The following is an 18,539-nucleotide window of genomic DNA, read 5'->3' as shown; positions in this document are numbered from 1 at the left end:
AACTAATGATTCCTCTATGAACGCAGCTATGTTGAGCACCTCCTAAAAGGATATTTGGGGGCAGCCCCGCCTTCTTAGCAGGACTTGCCCTCATTCCTTTATCCTTATTTCACCCTCGCCAATGCGGTGTTAAATATTTTTTCAATCTCGTCAGCGCCTTTTTCTTTGGCTTGCTTGATAAATCCGTCCCATTCCTTGTCGATGGCTCCCTCGGTCATAATGAACTTATCCATCGTTTGCGTTAAATAGGCGTCCAGCTGCGTTCTTAGCTGCTTCAATTTTTCACGTTCGTCTTTGGTGAACGGTGGATCATAAGCCATTCTGAACGCCGAACCTTCTTTTATAAATTGATAGTTTTTCTCAGTCCACTCCAGCATTTCTTTGGCTTGGGAAGCAACATTCGGCGAATCATCGGTATGAAGCGCTAATCCGAGATATCCCGTTCCAAGCACGGATTTCATAGCTGTGTATGGATCCGGTTTTTCTTTGAACTGACTAAAGAACTGCTCATTGATTTTGTATTTGCCGTTATCCATCGTATAGTGATCGTTCTCAAGGCCCCAAGAGGTCAAGCGGACTCCTTCATCAGAGTACAGCCAATCCATATACTGGATGACCCTCTCAGGATCCTTCACCTTGGCGCTGATCGCATATGACTCCTGCAAATGGTCAAGCTGATAAAGCTGTACCCGCTTCACACCTTTGGGACTTGCCAGAATTGGGAGCATATCAAATTGCGCCTCCGGATCCTTTTTCTTCAAAGCAGCATTGAAGTTAGCCCCAAACCCAGTGTTATCCATATAATAGAGCGATTTGCCCGAGCTCAGCTTCTCCTGCCAAATTTGCGAGGTAGCCGACGCATAGTCCGGGTCAAGCAGCTTATCCTTATAAAGCTTCCGCAGGTAGCTTATCGCTTCTTTGAACTCCGGCGAAGCCGGGCCGAATTTATACTGCTTCAGAGTGGGATCGTAATAAACCTTTGCCCCAGTCGTATTCGTGTATCCGCTTCCGAATGCAAAAGCAATAGGATTAATCAAGTTTTCAGTCCCAGTCAAGCCATTGGCTGCACGGCTAGTGAACGGGAATGTTTCGGGATACGCTTCCTTCAGCTTTTTAAACGCTTGATACAATTCTTCATAAGTAGTTGGTGTCGGCACATTTAATTTCTTGAGTAGATCGACTCGAATGACAGGAACCTGCCCAGACTGTGATGCGGCAAATTTCTGAGTCAGTGGAAATCCATATAGCTTCCCGTCCATTTTGTTTTTGTTAATCTCAGGGAATTCCTGCATAATCTTTTTGAAGTTAGGCATTTTGTCGAGATAAGGAGTTAAATCCAGAAAAATTCCAGTATCCGAAAAGTTGGAAAGATCATCCTGCTTAACGAGCAGCACATCCGGAATCGAATTGGTAGCGATCAGCGTCTTTTTCTTATCGTCATAATTGCTCTGAGGTGTACTTTGAACATCCAGCTTCACATTTTTCTTCTTCAATATTTCCGGAAAAATTTTGGAGTTTGGGTCCAGCGGCTGTGTCGGATGCTCATATCTCATCCAGGTCAGCGCCAAGGGCTTATCGGATTGAGCAGCCGCCCCTGCCGGTTTCGCCTTTTCCTTCCCTGTACCGTTCGCCTGTTTCGAATCCCCTCCGCAGCCGGATAACACACTAAGCAGTAATACGGTTGAGCAGCCTGCAGCAACATACCCCTTTTTTGTCAATCGCATGTTTTGCCTCCTAATAAATCGTTATTTGTAACCTGCTGCCTCAGTGTAAGTGCTCGGGAAGAGGTTGAACATTGTCAAAACAGCGCAAATGGTTCCGTTTTGACACATCAAAGGAATGCTCCGTTTCTTCGCATAGGATTCATAATTCCGCATCACTAACGTCACGCTCATGAATATGGGCATTGCGGTAATCTACAGGCGATATGCCTTCAGATTTTTTGAATACACGCAAGAAAGTTGTCCGGCTGCCAATGCCAACACGCTCGGCAATCTCGTTTATTTTGTAATTGGAGTGGATTAACAGCTCTTTGGCTTTTGTCATACGAATAAAGCCGATATAATCCGTAATACTCGTTCCCGTTCCTTCTTTAAAGGTCCGGGAAACATGCTTGGCAGATAAACCGATTTCAGTCGATATGCTTTCCAAATAAATGTCTTTGTGATAGTTTTTCTCAATATATCCGGTAATTAAAGAAATAACGGTCTCAGCTCGCGTTTCTCCCTTGGCCGCTGTCTCATGAATAATACGCTGGTAAAAATCGAGCAAACGTTGTACACGATCATAAAATTCATTAGGAGCCATATTTTTATTGAGCAGCACCTTATACTCTTCCTCTGCAAGCAATTGATTTAAGCTAAGCTGCTTTTCATGGATATACCGAATACCCGTGTTCCACAGCTCCACAACCAATGCCCCAAGATATGAATACGAAACGCCACGGTTTTTATTCAGCCGTATCAGCTCATCCACATCTGCCTTTAACCCTTCCATATTGCCTGCTCTCAAACCGTTAACCAATTTATTCTCATCCAAAAAGGAATAGTAATACGTTTGCTCGATCGTCAAATCGGCCGCATCCGCTATCGGATTATCCGAACCGTTCAGCTTCTGGTCCATTGCAGTCATCGCATCGCTGTAGGACATAGCAATATCTTCTACCTTCGGATACATTTTCCCCAAGCCGATCGTCAGCTCACAATAGACCGTATCGTACTCGAAGGTTTGCTTCATTGTTTCTAGCGCCAAGTTAAGCAGCGAGCGATCCTCCTCCCGCTTCATACATACCAGGCATACATAGAAATTCGGCTCATACTCCAACAAATAGCAATCTACATGCTGCTGCATGATGCCCCAAACGACTTTTTTCATTTTTTCCTGAATGAGCAATCGGTCCGTTTCCTGAATTTCATGATAAAACCTTTCCTTATAACGGAACATGAAATTGCAGCATAAGTAACGCTCGGCCTTAAAGCTGATATCCTCTAATATTTGGCTTAATGTCTCCTGCTGAACCCAATGGTTTCCTCTGAGTAAATTCATAAAAAACTGATCGAGCAGCTCGCTCGAATATTTATTTATTTTAAGGGACGCATCCTGGTGCTGTTGAACCAATTGATGGACTCGATTCCCAATCATTTTCAATTCGTCATTACTTCTAAACTCGTTGCCGAAATTAATTTGCTTCTCGCTTTGAATCAGAATGTCCCGAATATTTTTAATGGGATTGTACAGATTCATGCTGAATACGAAGGAGAATAGCACTCCAACAACTATCAACGTAATGCAAATCCAGAACACCAGGCTAAGAATGCTCGAGGATTCATTGCTGAACGACGACACGGGAGTTATTGAAAAATAATTCCAGCCAAAATTTTCGGAGGAAATCCTTACGACCAATGATTCAGAATCATCGACCTTCATATATTCGGTTCGCCCTTCTTCAGGGAACTGTTCAGCGATACTGCGAATGATTTCCGGGCTAAGACCGCTGTTATTGAGAATAAGATTTTGCTTTTTATCTACGATGAAATAAGACGTTGTTGGAAAAATGGAGTTGTTTTTAAAAGCAGCCGTTATAGCTGGAACGGAAATACTGGTGACCATCGTGACCAGCCTTCCATTGACGTACTGAGTTGTTACGCTTGGAATGGACTGTTTCAAATGAATTCCGTTATAGTCCCCGACAATGCTGGGAGGAAGCAGCTCAAAGAAACTGCTTTTCAGCAGCTTTTGCTTCCAGTACGATTTGGAATACCGCTCCATTTGATAAAACTCATCAAAAAAAGTGTTGAAATCAGCCAGTTCTTGACTTGTATAAATTTTATCCGTATCGGTATACATAAAAATATGATCGACAAAGGAGCTCAGCAGGTTAAGATTTTCCGCTATGGCTCTTATGATTAACGGTACATTCACTTTATCCGAATCGGGCAATTGCCGATAAGGCTGCAGATACCTCTGGAACGTATCGCTCATTATCAGGTTGTTGTTAGCCGTTTGTGCCATTCCCAAGTACCCGTCAACCGTTCTGGATGAGAAAATGAGGTTATCCGTCAGCTTCTGGGAAACATCCTTCTTGACCAAATGATCCACATTCAAATAGACAATTAAGCCAATGATCACAATAGGGATTAATAAGGATAAGAAATACAAAAGAATTTTATTAAAAAGCTTATTTCCCGGTAAAAGCAAAGCAAGCTGCCGCCACCCCATATTCAAACCCCCAATCTTTGTGCAACCCCTTACAATATGTTTTTGGGGAAGGATTATCATATGGGGCTCCTACGTTAGTAGAAAATCATAACTTCGTGTCGCCCCACACTTATTCCCTTTCATTCTAGCGGAAAATTCCCGCCTCTATCTTACTTTCTCCCAGCGGCTCATTATCTCTTGCGGAGAAGCTGTTCCCGTCTCTCCTATTTTGCCAACGGACACGGCGGCAGCCAGATGGGCAAAGGCCGCTGCTTCAGGACCCGCGCATCCCGCTCCCCACGCCGATAGAAAGGCTGCCGTAAAGGAATCTCCTGCTCCAACAATATCAACAGGCGGCGGAACAGGCTTCGTTGGCACCAGAGTCGCTTGGCCGTCCTCGAACCACACCGCTCCCTTCTCCCCGACTGTGATGCAGCAAGGAGCGCCGGAGCTTCTGCTAAGCTGCAGCCCCGCTTTCAATATTTCCGCCTCTGTTGGCTGAAGCTGCAGCTTCACGCTTCCGTGGTACCAGCGAAGCGCCTCCAGCTCATTGGGCTTGAGCACAACTCCGCTGTAAGCACCGATCCGGTCCCGGCTGTCCACGATTACCTTTTTCCCGTTCAAGGACCAATATTGCAGCCGTTCTCTTAAAGCAGCCCCCATGATACCATGGGGCAATTGATCGGTTACACTTATTACGTCAACCTTCATAGCCATAAGGTCCAGCTGTGCTACAACACGCTGCTGAGCCGCTTCGGATAAAGGCTCCCTGTTAATGAAATCGATGCGGGGCGCCTCCTGCCTCACGCCTTGTATTCCCTGCATGATTACCTTGCAGTAAGCCGGAGTTACCCGGCCTGCCTCAACAAGTACAAACGAATCATCGATCCCCCGGGTAGTTAAAGCTTCCTTGAGCAAAGCCCCCCGCCAATCTGCTCCTGCAACGGAGCAAAAGCTTACTTCCGCAGCGCCAAGACTTTTGAAATTGACAGCGACATTGCCGGCGGCACCTGGTGCAAAGCGCTCTACGACAGCTGGAAGATTATAATGCGGCGTCTCCCTCGACAATTCGCTTAAGATCATATCAGCCTCCCAATACATATCAAGGCAGCCATCACCGATCACACCAACTCTCAGAGTTGAGATACGCTGTAAAATATGTTCTATTCTCTCCCTTGTCAATCCTGTGAATTGTAAAATGTCAGAAAGACTATGCAATTCCTCTGTACTCATTAGCTTCTCCCCCCTTAGCGCCTTTCAAAGGCTATTCTTATGAAATTTCGTGTGCCTCTGAAAGAGTGAGCCGGAATGTTTTCAGCTCGAAAGGGTTGAAATAAGCTCCAAATTCATTTGCCTCATGGCGTATAGCCTCAGCTTCAAGCTCGGCAAGATTAACTTCCGCCGCCTCTACAATGGAATAATGGGTATGGAACATGACATGTCCACGCTTGCCTGCATATTCATAGCAGCGCACAATCCAGCTGTCCGAATCTTCCGCTTTCTTGATCGAATCGATCATCACGTGATCCCCGGCTACGCCAATGAAGCTAAGCTCAGCAGGCAGTATATTGGCGGCCGTTCCAGCTGAAGAAGCATGGTTTGCCACGGTCGAGCTATCGGCAATTTCCATAACCGTTACCGGCACATTCAATCTGTGCGCCTGCTCAGCTGTACCCGCCGTGAACCAATCCCCTTCATGCGGGAGCAAGGAATAAGTAAAGGTATGCTCGCCTTTATCGCATTGCGGATCGGGCTTGTTGGATGATTTAATTAAAGTAAGCCTCATTACATGATCCTTGATATCGTGGCCGTACTTGCAATCATTTAACAAGCTGACGCCAAATCCCCGCTCGGATAAATCAACCCATTTGTGGGCGCATGTTTCAAACCTCGCATAATCCCAGCTTGTATTCCAATGCGTCGGACGCTGCACATGCCCGAACTGAATTTCATAGGTCGCTGCCGCCGCTCGAACGCACACCGGGAATGCCACCTTTAACAGCGTTTCCCTTTCATGCCAGTCAACCCATGTGGAGAAGTCGATTCTCGGATGATCCGCATACAAGATCATATCCTGCTCGATCCTTGTCGGGCCATACTCCCATTTGAAACGGATGACTGCGCGGAGCGGCCCCTCTTCTACAACAGCTGCACTCCGCAGGTCAGTTACATGACGCAATTTCTCCGTATAAAAAATATCGATTTCCCAGTTGTCGTGGAACGCCGGTTTATCCTCATGAACATCAAATCGGTTGGCGGTCTCTCCTGCTGCAATGACCTCACGACCGGTACGTTTATCGAATAGCCTGCTGAGCTGTCCAGCTTCATTCCATTCGATCTCATAATATGGTGTGGTCACACGCTGCTCTCCAAAAGTAAATGACGAGGCCCGCTGCGTTGTACTCGCTTCTGTCACTTCTACCAGCGCTGCTGTTTGCATACGCAAGGTCGTATATCCCATTGCCGGAATGTTCCCCACAAGGAGCTGGAGCTGACCTTCTCCACCATCCGGTCCACTGACGCGGCTCGCCGCCAATATTGCGCCCGATGCATCTGTCCATTGCCCGCCCTCATAGCTTGGCTTCCAGGGAAGATGCACAATCTCGCTGCGCTTCCATGGCAATGAGTTAAACACAAGCCATTCTCCTGCTTTTGCTGCTGCACATGACGCCAATAGCTCTAATCCGTGCGAAAAAGCATCTTCAGCCAAATGTTCAGCTTCCGCATATTCGACACGGCAATCCTCGTACACTTCAGTTATCGATGAGCCTGGCAAAATATCATGGAATTGATTGCGAAGTACGATTTTCCAGCTGTCATATAACTGCTTCTGTGGGTAAGACGCATAGCCTACAAGCGGACTGCTGAAAACCGAAGCCATCTCCGCATCCCGGAGCAAAAATTCCATACGCCTGTTCATCTTTTTCACATAACCCTGAGAGGTGTAGGTGCCCCTGTGCAGCTCCAAATACAGCTCCCCGTCCCAATGGTGGACATAGCGGTCTGATTGCTCGACAGTTTGCTCCAGCTTATTGAAAAACTCATCAGCGCGCCCTGTAGTTGCTTTCGGCATTCCAGGCATGTTTTCCAGCCTTCTGCGCATTTCAAGCATCGTACGGGTAGGGCCACCGCCGCCATCACCCCAGCCGTAGGATAAGAGCAGCTGGGAGTCGTTAACCTCCTTATCCCGATAATTATTCCATATCCCGTTTAAAGTTGCTGGCAGCACCTGACCGTTATACGTATAGAACCGGGTGAACGTGCTTTCCTTAATGTCCGGGTCGGGCGTTGTAATGTAATGCGTTAATATTTCTGTACCGTCAATGCCTTTCCAATAAAAGGTATCATGAGGAAACCGGTTATATACGTTCCAGCTGATTTTAGTTGTCATGAAGTGACGCAGGCCGCTTTTTTGTAATATTTGCGGTAATGCCCAGCTGTAGCCAAAAACATCAGGGAGCCATAAATATTCACATTTAACTCCGAAGGTACGTTCGAAATAGCGCATCCCATATAATAACTGGCGTACAAGAGACTCACCGGAAGGAATATTGCAATCCGATTCCAGCCACATAGCGCCACCGGCTTCCCATCGGCCTTCTTGAATGCGTTCTTTGATTTTGGCGAAAATTTCCGGATAATCCTGCTCTATATATTCATACAGCTGTGGCTGCGTCTGTAGAAAGACGTACTCCGGGAATTGCTCCATCAACCTCAGTACGGTAGAAAAAGACCGAGCCGCTTTCTCACGAGTGTGCTTCAATCTCCACAACCACGCCACATCTATATGCGTATGACCAATGCAGCGTACTGTCAGGGGCTGGAAGGCAGGCAAGCTCGCCAGCTCCTCCTTTAATTTCCGGTTGGCCGCGTGAACGCTTTCGTAGAAAGCATCGTCGCCCGGCACCCGCCAATTCAACAGCAGCAGCGCACGATCAAGCGCTTTGACCAGCGCCTGCCTTTCCCAGCGATTCTCATCCAGCACTTGAATCGTATGCCAGACAGCGAACGCCGTATGATAGAGATCATCCGTCTGTGTTTCAAGCACAGCCAGCGCCGACATACGCAGCTGATGCTCCTGCACCGTTTTGGTTCCATCAGCGCCACTTAAGCCGCTCCAGACCTTGAACAAGAGCTCAATCCTTTGTCCCAGGAATGACTCTGGAAACCAAACCTCCGTATGATTGCTGCCCACCCCTTGATAGGGCTCTCCATTTACATAGAGCAGCGATTCAAAGCCCCAATTATGCCCTGAGCCGGTTTTACCGAAATCGAATAGACCAACAATTTGTTTGCCTGACCATTCTGCCGGAATTACGGCATCCGTCTTCAACCAAGCGGTCAAATCCCAGCCTTGCCAGCGATCACCGACTGCCATTTTTCCCCACTCTGCATCTTCGGGCGGCTTCTGTGCAATCTCTGCCTCCTGATCGATCCAGAAGTCATAAGAGGGAAGCTCGCGATGATCGACATAACGATGACCCTTTAATTCCTCAATTCGTTTCCACAATTTATCCATTGTTAAAAACATGCATAATCCTCCCCAAGTAATAAGTCTTGTACTTGCTTCAACCTGCTTGTTCGTCAGCTCTGCTGCTCTGTCCTATTATCAATTCCCAGCCACTCAAGCCATTGTGCAGTATCCGTGAAATCACCGGCAATAAAGTCGGCTCCTGCTGCCTCCAGGCGCTTCTGCTTTACAGGATTTATCCCTTCCCGTTTGATTTCATCGCTTGCAAGCCCGAGGGCCACAGCACCATTCTCTTTGCCCAGCTTGATTTCCACCTTACCGTCCCCTATTACCGCTAGCCCAACTTCTCGAAATTCCTGCTGCGCCAAGAGCTCCTGAATTACTTTTTCTTTGGAGCAATCCGCACGCCCCACCGGAGCACCAGCGATTTCCTTGAAATAATGCTTGACCCCAAGCACTTCAGCCTCATTCACTACATCCGGATGATCCGTTCCGCTTGCTATGTACATGGGAATGCCTTCCTTATTCAGCTGCTCCAGCAGTGCTTCTGAGCCTTTGATCAAAAAATCTGTCGGATTGTATAACCCTTCGCGCAAACCTTTCACACGATCCTCCACCTTTAGCAGCAGCCGGCGGTTATATTCTGCTTTGTAATCCCATTCCCCCAGAGGCTCACTATTCCAGCCCTTCTCCTTAACCTTCTCTACCAGCCATCTCATCTGGAAGATCGTTTGAATACCTGTCGATTGATCTATATAAGCTTCAATTTCCTTCTCAAGCAAAGCGGATTCCTCCGATGTCAGGTTATAGCTTCCAGCAATTGCTTCTTTGAAAAATGGAGCCATCGTTTCTTCCCAGCCTGCTCTTAGTGTGGACAGTGTACCGTCAAAATCAAACAGTATGGCTTTAATTCTCTCAGACTGCTTCGTGCTGCTCATTGTGTCTCACTCTCCTTTATGTGATTGCATCTCATGCCTTCAGCTTGCTTCTCCATAGAAGCGAGAGCTTTCCATACGGCGGGAACCGTATCTGAATGCAAGCCCTCCCAATGAAAACCTTTCCCGCCAAGGCTCGTAGGCCGATGAATAATATTTTTACGCGGCCGATAATAATAGTCCCAATCCTCGTATCCAACTTTTTTCGAGTAATCTCCCAGCTTAACAATATCGAAGTTCGCAGTTGTAATATGGTGTACCTGATGCTGCAAGTTTCTCGAGATGGACAATGCTTTAAGAAAAACCTCCGGCCCCGTCACCGCTGAGCCAAAATTGATAAACACCCCACCTTCCAAATTCGCCACTGAATGACAGTAGGACTGGAAGTCATATCCGCTTGCTTTCGCTTGCTCGGCAAAATTGGAATCCGGATGAAGCTGAATATCATCGGTCCCGATTGTAATATGACAAGTATAAGGTATGCCATAGCGCGCACATGCTCCTAGCAGACTCTCTTCTATATAAGGAAAGCTTTGCGGATGCTTGCCGGCGTAAGCTATTAAGCTTTGCCCATATCCTTTTCCTTCAGCAAGGCCCTCCGATAATGCCCGATGTAGGATATCTCCTGCTTCCTTCCACATGCCCAGCTTGCCGGCCTGCAAATATCCTTCCTCAAGCTCTTCTGCCCGACCACATACAGCCAACTCTATATCCTGACTGCAGGCGGCGCCAGTAACGGCAAGATGAGTTATATAACCGCGTTTTATCAAATCGGCCAAATATCGGTTCACTCCGCTTCCTACCATATTGCTTCCTACCGATACCAGGACGCGGCAATCATTATTTCGGGCAGTCCATAATCGCTTAATAAAATCATCGAACTCAGGGCCATTCAAGCTTCCCATACCCGGAGTGCTTGCACTCTCCTTACCATATCCCAGCTCTGATAACGCTTCCACATGCAGTCTGCTATTTCTCATACTTACCGGAAACATTGTTACCTGATTGTCTCCAGCTATTGGAGTATTTGGGATAGTCGATATTTCAGGAAACTCAACTCCCTGCTTCTCCTTCTTCAATAGCAATGCGTGAAACAATGCCGGTATCGTCTGCTGGTGCAGACCAGGAAACAGACAACCCATTCCGCCAATCTCATTCAATCTATCGATAAAAACACGCCGTGGTCTATAATGGTAGGACGGGTCCGTATCTTGAAGCTTGCCCCCGGCAGGCACGGAAACGATATCGAAATTGGCAGCTGTAATTCCGCTCATCGGCAAACCTCTGTTTCGAGCGAGCGCTAAACATTTCAAGAAAATTTCCGGACCCGAAATAGCTGAGCCAAAGTTTAAAAACACCCCTCCAGCTTGCATCCCCTCTACAGAACGGCTCATAAGACGGAAATCTTCACCGGAGGCTGCCCCAAGAGCCGCAAACTCAACCGTTGGATGCTGATGAATAATATCCGTACCAATCGAGATATGGCATGTATAAGGAACTCCATATTTCTGGCATTGTACAAAAACACAATCATCATAATAAGGAAATTTTTCCGGATAATCCGATAAATATTTATAAAGACTCGCACCGTAGCCCAATCCAAGCTGGACTCCCTGTTGTACCGCTTCGTTCATATAGCTTCCGGTTTCCTCCCACATGCCAAACGATCCGTCCTCTATCGAACGTGCCACATCCTCTGAGGTCTCGCCAAGAAAAGCCAGTTCAAAATCATGAATGCTTGTAGCTCCGTTGCCTGAAACATGAGTTAGAAATCCGTGTCTAACCAATTCAATGATATATCGTGAAAGTCCATTTTTAATTACATGAGCCCCCATGGACCATATGACAGGCAATCCAGCCAAACGTGCTGCTATTATACGATCAACCAATTGCTGAAACTCGAGCGAACTCGAGCCAGACCACTCCTCAAGATTATCTTCGTAGGGTCGAGCCATATTTTTTATTGTGACGAGATTGGTCCGGTCAAAAACAGAGTTTGTTTTAATGCCTTGAAACGACAATCTATTTTCAACAGCCATGGGCCGCCTCCTTTCTTAAATCAACAGCCTCAATTTCCAGCCATGAGGATATATTCCCTCCAGCAGGAACCTTTAAGGCTAACCCCAGCTTAGCTGCCTCGCTCAACGTCAGTTTGGGCGGGACATTGAACATCTCCAAGCCGATATTATACTCACAGCCATAGAAGGGAGCGTCACAGTCTGCCTTGAAATTTTGCCAATACCATAAATAGGGCCAAACCGATCCATCCCATCGAACCTCGAGAGCAACCTGCTTGCGCGGATTGGTCAGACGGTATCTGTGCTCTGTCATTCTAATATAAAGCAGCTCGCGTTCAGTCCCCTCAGCAGGCATAAGTGACAGGTCTGCGATAATTCCGTCATTCTGCACGAGTTTAGGCCAATCCCAGCTTTCTCCAGTACGGGGGTGAACTATTTGGGCCGCATCGCCCAATGTAATGAATGATTCTTGATCAAGGAATGGGAATCCGTAAGCCAAATGATGCCCCCAATTAACTTCCAGCTCCGTCGAGTCAGATCTATTATGAAGAGTTTCCTTAATAACCACAGTCCCGCTGCCAGACTTTAGAGTCATTATTTTTTCCGTAACTATCGGCATAGAGCGAATGCGGTTGATGAGCCGTACTTGAATCTCGTCCCTTTCATCCTTAATAATTTGATACTCCCAAGGAGTGACAGCGGATTCTCCCCGATGCACCGTTGCCCCGCGATATTGGGAGGTATAGCTCACTTCAGGAAGCATTTCCTGCCAGCCGCCTATGTAATTGTCCTGATAATCTGCATACAAGGGCTGCGCTCGGCTCAAGCCTTGCTCAGTAAACCAGATAAAATCGGTATCCGTCTCCTTATGCAGCCAACGAACGGGCTCCCCACCCTTATCCAGGAGCAAATGAACGAGCAGCTTCTCATTTTCCAGCAATAGGGAACGATAGCCTTTAAAAACAATATCATCTATAATTCTACAGCCGGAGTTCCGGAGAGGACGATACAGCGAGCCTTCCAAGGCTAACACACCTCCAAAATGTATTTTCTTAATAATTAAGTTAATTCATTAAAAAAATTTGGTCGATCTTCTCTCTATTTTTAAAAAACAAGCTAATCCTGCCTGGAGCTATTTAATCCGATGTTCACGATCATCCTTCAGTTAACGACAGCAGCCTGACCGGTTCGGATAGAAGAAAATTCAGCAGTAAGGCAGCTGCTCCTACCGCGCTTTGGGAGGTTCCAAAAGTAGAAGATTCGATTCTCAATTTGTCTTTGGCGAAGGCGTATAATCTTGACCGGAAGCGCGGCTTCAGTTTATCCATGCTATCTGATAATAAAGGATACAGTCGGCCGCCAAGCACGATCAGCTCGGGATCATACAGGTTCTGTATATTAACCAAAGCAGTTTCCATATAGCTAATGGTTTTATCTAAACATTGAAGCGCTTCAGGATCTCTATTCTGAACAGCTGCTTGAAATTCTTCTATAGTACGGCCTTGAGGCCATCTGCTTAAAATGCCAGGAATTGATCCTACCGTTTCCCAACAGCCACGGTTTCCACAATCGCACATTTTACCATCCTGTACAATCGTCATGTGCCCTACTTGACCGCTAAGCCCGTTAGCTCCCCTGACAATCACCCCTCCGGATACCACTCCGCCGCCAATACCGACTCCCATAGTAACGAACACAAGATTTTGAATGCTTTTACCTAATCCATACCAGCGCTCAGCCATAGCAGAAGTCCGTGCATCATCATCGATAAGCGTAACAAGACCGCATTGCTCTTCTAATACACGCTGCACAGGGTAACCCTCCCAGCCTGGAAAGTTAGGCGGTGAAAGCAATGTGCCTTGATCATAATCAATTGGACCCGGTATTCCTGCACCCAAACCAAGAATTTTGCAGCCCTCTGCTTCAAGACCTTTTTTAACTTCAATCACTAGAGGGGTAATGATACGGAAATAGTCATCAGGTCCCTTACAACCGCTCATATCCCTTTCGATTGATTGCAATATTTCTCCATTAAGATCCATGACTACGATCTCCAGAGCAGTCCGACCTATATCCAGGCCAATGATCCGGTAAACACGGGGGTCAAATCCGAGCATAACTCTTCTTCTTCCCACGCTGCCCGAGATCGACTCATTCTCACGCAATATGTTCATCTCAATCAATTCATGTGTAAGATTAGTTAGCGTTCCTGAGGTTAATCCCGTTTGTTCAACCAATTCAACACGAGAAGCTTGCCTGTATTGCCATAGGCGTCCCAGCACTTCTGACATATTATTTTGTTTAACCTGCTGCAAATAAATCATTTTATTGGAAACGATTGTTCTCTCATCCTTTATTTTCTTAATCATTTAGTTAATTAATTATACTTGATGTTTTCGCTTTTTGTAAACCCCTAATATCCTCCATCAGATCGACTCATTCGACATATCCTGACATCATTTTTACCAAGTATTGAGATTGCCTAATTGTAAAGGTATAATTAAGATGGCTTTATAGAGAGCATTTTAATGGATAAGTGATGGTGATGATAGCGAGATGAACCGTAGAAGTTTTGTTAAGAAATTGCTGATGTCTCTAGCCTTTTTGTCAGCAGGAGCAACTGCCTCGATTCCCTTTGTCCGTCGTTGGATGGTAAATGCCGAATCGGCAAACGTGAAATTTGGTCAACCCAGTTCCTCTGCACAAGAGCCTTCCAATACTCCGCTGGCTTCCTTTTTTTTACTGAGCGATCTTCATATATCGGTTAGTGAATCAAGTATGACGGATAGACTTCACATGGCACTTAAAGACATTGCCGCATGGGAAACACCTCTTGACGCTATTGTTTTTGGAGGAGATCTGACGGATTTCGGAAGAGCCAGCGACTATAAGCTGCTGAAAGATATTTTAAGCGGTTACACGCTTCCTCAGCTTTATGCCAACATGGGCAACCACGATTATTATGACATCTGGCTGACATCCAAAGGCGGCTTCTCCACGGAAACAATGCCTAACGGCAAAACGGATGCCATGGCCCGCGAACGCTTTATCAATTTCATGGCCTATTATACAAAAAAACCGTATATCGACGCCTGGGTGAATGATGTCCATCTAATTATGATGTCACAGGAGGTATACGTTCAAGAGAAGCCTGAGGTCGGTGAGGGCGCTTGGTATTCGGATGAACAAATGGAATGGCTCCGCAGCATCATGAAGGCTCATAAAGATGGACGTCCCGCAATCGTCTTTATTCATCAGCCATTACCGGATCCCGGAACGGACGGAGGGTCGCACCGTTTAATTAGAGCCAAAGAATTCAGAGCTATTCTTGCACCTTACAAAAATGTGTTTGTGTTATCCGGGCATACCCATCGTAATTTCGTTGGTGAAGAGCATTATAATTGGCAAAATTCATTCCATTGGTTCAATAATGCTTCTGTCGGCCGTTCAAGAGGTGTTGAGGGTGGAGAGCCAAATCCTGCACAGGGATTGTATGTGGAGGTTTATCCGCATCAGGTAATATTGAAGGCAAGGGAATTCAGCAATCGCACTTGGATAGAATCCTCACAATGGAAAATACCTTTGTGGTAGACTCCTGCAATACGATATAAATAATTAGGACCTTTTACTTAATGAATTTTCATGAGGTAGAAGGTTATTTTGTTATTCCAGTAGGAAATTTGAAAATTATGTCGAATATCGTAGGAGTCCTAATCTGAACGATCACATCCTATTAAACGTAAGGTGGTCCCATTGAATATAATCCATGAGCTGCTCTTAAACATGCTTATTATCATTGCCCCGGTCATGATGTACCATCTGTTTTGGGTGGATCGGATCGATAAGTACCAAAAGATCGTCAACCGCGGCATCATTACGTTCCTCTGTACTTGTGCAGCTGTACTCTCCTTGATTATAAGCTTGGAACTGCTTCCAGGTTATTTCTACGATCTACGCGCTATTCCGTTAGCAATCTGTTTGTTATATGCCGGCTTGCGGTCTGCTTTAATTGTTTCCGCTGCAATAATTGCATTTCGCTTATATATAGGTGGAAGCGCTTATGCCTATGTATTGGCTATTATTATTATCGTCTTAACACTGGCACTTTTGTCATACTGTAAGCCATTTGTCATTAGCCAAGACCGAACAAGGAATATCGCTTATGCTGCATTAGCAGGGTTTGTTATCGGTTTGCTAGCGTCGGTCGCTGCAGTGGCCACATTGCTGTGGGAAGGCTTTGCCATAAATCGGGGAACAGCAGCCTATCTAGGATTATATTGTATTATTCATAGTATTACCCTTGGATTGGCCGTCTATATTATCGAACAATTTAAGATCAACTTAAATTTGCGTAAGCAACTTCAATATACAGATAAAATGAATACATTAAGCGAGCTGGCCGCTTCATTCGCACATGAAATCAGAAATCCTATGACTGTAGCCCGCGGTTTCATGCAATTCCTTAAACAACCAGGCACCAGTGAGGAAAAAAGACAAATTTATACGCAGATGGTTCTGGATGAAATTGATAAAGCCCAATCTATTATTTCTAATTATTTGGTTTTTGCCAAACCTCATTTGGAGTCTATTGAGCTGGTAGACGCTAAGCTTCTGATCCAGCAAGCCCTTGATTCCGTTAAATCCTATGCTGTACGCTACCAAGTGGATATGGAAACACAGCTCGATGATAAGCTGTTCATCAGTACCAACAAAGATAAATTCGTCCAATGTATCACACAACTGTGCAAAAATGGGATCGAAGCTATGCCTGCTGGCGGGAAGCTGAAGGTGATTGGATGCTTGCAAGCTAATCAGGTAAGCATCAACATTATTGATCATGGTATCGGGATGACTAATGAGGAAATCCGCAGACTGGGAACACCCTTTTATTCCACACGGGATAAAGGCACAGGTCTCGGTATGATGATTACATACAAAGCCATTCAAACCATGCAGGGCAAAATTGATGTAACAAGTGAAGTAGGCAAAGGGACCTGTTTCTCCCTCCTTATTCCATCGCTCTCCCCCTCATCCTTTCATTGAGCGGTCGCTAATATATCCATAACTTCTTTAAACAGGGGCAGAGACTTGCTAGCAGACGTTTCTGGCATATTCTGAACCATAACAGCCGCTGCATACCGTGGCTGCTTCACAGGTCCATAGCCGATAAACCATTGATTAACTTGCGGTACCCCCTCTTTATCTGCTGTCTGAGCTGTCCCAGACTTCCCGGCAATCGGCCATTTGGCAGAGCGAAGGGCTGTCCCTGTACCATGGTCAACAACATCGTTCATCCAAGACAATAATCTTGCAGCGGTCCCCGAAGAAATGCTATTGGATAGACCCTTCACACTTTTTTCATCGAACGCCTCCATCAATCTGCCATTTTGAAACCGGACCTCTTTTACAATACGTGGTGAAAGGACTTTCCCTTTCTGCAGTAAAGTTACAACCATATTAGCAGCCTGAAGTGGAGTTATCATCACATCTCGTTGACCAATCGCCGACTGCGCCCTCACTCCCCCGTCTTCCCTTGGGGTTGAATCGGCAAATATTTGCCCTTTCTCCTCACCGTCGAGCTCTTTAAAATGAGCGTCCTGCATAAATTCACCTTGCCATCCTACCTCTACATTTAAGCCTAATCGATTTGCGTAATTATCCAAAGAAACTCCTTTTAGCCTCTCTGCAATTTTCGCAAAAACAATATTACATGATTCTGCATACCCCTCACGAAAGCTTATTCTCCCGTGCCCTTGTTTGTTCCAGCAAGTCAATCCGTATTTCCCCAGCACACCATTGCATTCGAACATTTCATCCGGCTTTGCAACATGCTCCTCCAAAGCTGCTGCTGCAGTAACCGTTTTAAAGATTGAACCCGGAGCTGTTGCCTTTAAAGCCCGATTTGCCCAAGCTCCATTCTGCAAATCAATATGCTGCGGGTTAAACTCAGGCCGGCTGGCCATCGCAATAACATCTGCGTTGGCTGCATCGAGAACAACCACTGCTCCTTCCTTGATTTGCAGCTTGGCCATCGCTTTTTCGATTTTCAGCTGAATGGTTGCATCTAAGGTTGTCATCACCTTAACAGGGTAATAGTCGTTACGAGGTGTAACAATTCTTGCATCAAGCCCTGGAAGCGGTCTTTTGAGAGCATCCGTAAACAAGGATACTGAAGTAGCTCCTATACCTTGCAGCCAAGGATCAAATGTTCTTTCCAATCCCGCTCCACCTATCCGGCTTGTAAGCTGAAGCTCCCCTTGATGAATCTGGTTCGTATACTGCCGCGATATTCGTTCAGGGTCTTGACTTATAAAGCCAATTACATGACTTGCAGTCTGTACGTTATCATATCTCTCCTTCAAACGTGAAACCGTCAATTGAGGCAGCCCAAGTGCTGTAATTTGAGCGATTTGTGCGTCGTTAAGTGGAATATGCTTTCCTTCAACTGCCCACACCTGAGGGGCCTTCAGTGACTCTACGAAGCTTGTCCATACAGGCTCCGCTACTTGCAGAATACGGGCAATTGTGGCATTGATCTCTCCGTCCTTTAATGAGGCTTCTTTTCGAACGGGAAATACGGTCAAAACCTGGGTTTCACGGCCTGTTAATGCTTTCCCGCTGCGGTCATAGAAGTCCCCCCTACCGCTATCCAGCACAATGCCTTTTTCACGTTGGATAACCGAATTTTCCACCAAATCAATTCCATGCTCGGTCCAGTTGCGGCTAGCCGCTACTTGGATCCAAAACAACCGGATATTCAAAACCGCCAATAACCCAATAACCCCGATAAGTATATAAAAAAGCCGATGCTTTTTTAGTGCTTCTCCATCCTTCATCCTGAGCATCCTTTCGCTGACTCGATATACTGAGTATTACTACCAGTATGATCGACTCCTCGTACGCTCAAACAAAAAAAAG

At 46.1% G+C, this 18,539-nt stretch carries 11 protein-coding genes; 2 read left to right on the top strand and 9 right to left on the bottom strand.

Annotated elements, in window-relative coordinates; genetic code table 11:
* Window positions 1–104 precede the first annotated feature (104 nt).
* The 8 genes from NV381_RS23325 to NV381_RS23290 form a co-directional block, all read right to left on the bottom strand.
* Window positions 105–1,724 carry an extracellular solute-binding protein gene (locus NV381_RS23325; RefSeq protein ID WP_258215691.1) on the bottom strand — a complete coding sequence of 540 codons (1,620 nt, stop codon included), beginning with the start codon at window positions 1,722–1,724 and terminating at the stop codon, window positions 105–107.
* Between the two features lie 139 nt (window positions 1,725–1,863).
* Entirely contained in the window at window positions 1,864–4,218 is a 2,355-nt protein-coding gene (locus NV381_RS23320) for a helix-turn-helix domain-containing protein (protein WP_258215690.1), read from the bottom strand.
* Window positions 4,219–4,362: 144 nt separating this feature from the next.
* Window positions 4,363–5,430 (bottom strand): bifunctional heptose 7-phosphate kinase/heptose 1-phosphate adenyltransferase, encoded by a 1,068-nt coding sequence (locus NV381_RS23315; RefSeq protein WP_258215689.1) that lies wholly within the window; start codon window positions 5,428–5,430, stop codon window positions 4,363–4,365.
* Window positions 5,431–5,467: 37 nt separating this feature from the next.
* Entirely contained in the window at window positions 5,468–8,728 is a 3,261-nt protein-coding gene (locus tag NV381_RS23310) for an alpha-mannosidase (protein WP_258215688.1), read from the bottom strand.
* 53 nt (window positions 8,729–8,781) lie between these two features.
* The gene (locus NV381_RS23305) at window positions 8,782–9,606 is read right to left on the bottom strand and encodes an HAD family hydrolase (RefSeq protein WP_258215687.1); all 825 of its coding nucleotides are present in this window, start codon (window positions 9,604–9,606) and stop codon (window positions 8,782–8,784) included.
* Window positions 9,603–11,642, bottom strand: coding sequence for a deoxyhypusine synthase family protein (locus NV381_RS23300; protein ID WP_258215686.1), 2,040 nt, complete (start codon window positions 11,640–11,642; stop codon window positions 9,603–9,605). Before NV381_RS23300 ends, NV381_RS23305 begins: the two co-directional genes overlap by 4 nt.
* A complete protein-coding gene (locus NV381_RS23295) occupies window positions 11,632–12,645 on the bottom strand; it encodes a hypothetical protein (protein WP_258215685.1) in 1,014 nt (337 codons plus the stop codon). The genes NV381_RS23300 and NV381_RS23295 overlap by 11 nt, the downstream gene beginning before the upstream one ends.
* A gap of 130 nt (window positions 12,646–12,775) precedes the next feature.
* On the bottom strand, window positions 12,776–13,990 hold the full coding sequence (locus tag NV381_RS23290; protein WP_258215684.1) for an ROK family protein: 1,215 nt from the start codon (window positions 13,988–13,990) through the stop codon (window positions 12,776–12,778).
* A 187-nt stretch (window positions 13,991–14,177) separates the two neighbouring features.
* Here NV381_RS23290 and NV381_RS23285 point away from each other — a divergent pair, with 187 nt between their 5' ends.
* Both NV381_RS23285 and NV381_RS23280 read left to right on the top strand, forming a co-directional pair.
* A complete protein-coding gene (locus NV381_RS23285) occupies window positions 14,178–15,212 on the top strand; it encodes a metallophosphoesterase family protein (RefSeq protein WP_258215683.1) in 1,035 nt (344 codons plus the stop codon).
* A 162-nt stretch (window positions 15,213–15,374) separates the two neighbouring features.
* Entirely contained in the window at window positions 15,375–16,664 is a 1,290-nt protein-coding gene (locus NV381_RS23280) for an ATP-binding protein (RefSeq protein ID WP_258215682.1), read from the top strand.
* Here the strand turns inward: NV381_RS23280 and NV381_RS23275 are convergent.
* On the bottom strand, window positions 16,658–18,457 hold the full coding sequence (locus NV381_RS23275; protein ID WP_258215681.1) for a peptidoglycan D,D-transpeptidase FtsI family protein: 1,800 nt from the start codon (window positions 18,455–18,457) through the stop codon (window positions 16,658–16,660). The genes NV381_RS23280 and NV381_RS23275 overlap by 7 nt on opposite strands.
* Between the last annotated feature and the right edge of the window lie 82 nt (window positions 18,458–18,539).

The organism is Paenibacillus radicis (ex Xue et al. 2023) (assembly GCF_024722015.1).
Lineage (GTDB): Bacteria > Bacillota > Bacilli > Paenibacillales > NBRC-103111 > Paenibacillus_S.
Note: the sequence above shows the minus strand (reverse complement) of the source record. Positions and strands in the feature narration are given on the sequence as shown.

Excerpts from the sequence above, each read along its gene's own strand:
- NV381_RS23290 (WP_258215684.1), bottom strand. The coding sequence starts at position 13,990 with ATGATTAAGAAAATAAAGGATGAGAGAACAATCGTTTCCAATAAAATG.
- NV381_RS23305 (WP_258215687.1), bottom strand. The coding sequence starts at position 9,606 with ATGAGCAGCACGAAGCAGTCTGAGAGAATTAAAGCCATACTGTTTGAT.
- NV381_RS23275 (WP_258215681.1), bottom strand. The coding sequence starts at position 18,457 with ATGAAGGATGGAGAAGCACTAAAAAAGCATCGGCTTTTTTATATACTT.
- NV381_RS23320 (WP_258215690.1), bottom strand. The coding sequence starts at position 4,218 with ATGGGGTGGCGGCAGCTTGCTTTGCTTTTACCGGGAAATAAGCTTTTT.
- NV381_RS23325 (WP_258215691.1), bottom strand. The coding sequence starts at position 1,724 with ATGCGATTGACAAAAAAGGGGTATGTTGCTGCAGGCTGCTCAACCGTA.
- NV381_RS23300 (WP_258215686.1), bottom strand. The coding sequence starts at position 11,642 with ATGGCTGTTGAAAATAGATTGTCGTTTCAAGGCATTAAAACAAACTCT.
- NV381_RS23310 (WP_258215688.1), bottom strand. The coding sequence starts at position 8,728 with ATGTTTTTAACAATGGATAAATTGTGGAAACGAATTGAGGAATTAAAG.
- NV381_RS23315 (WP_258215689.1), bottom strand. The coding sequence starts at position 5,430 with ATGAGTACAGAGGAATTGCATAGTCTTTCTGACATTTTACAATTCACA.
- NV381_RS23285 (WP_258215683.1), top strand. The coding sequence starts at position 14,178 with ATGAACCGTAGAAGTTTTGTTAAGAAATTGCTGATGTCTCTAGCCTTT.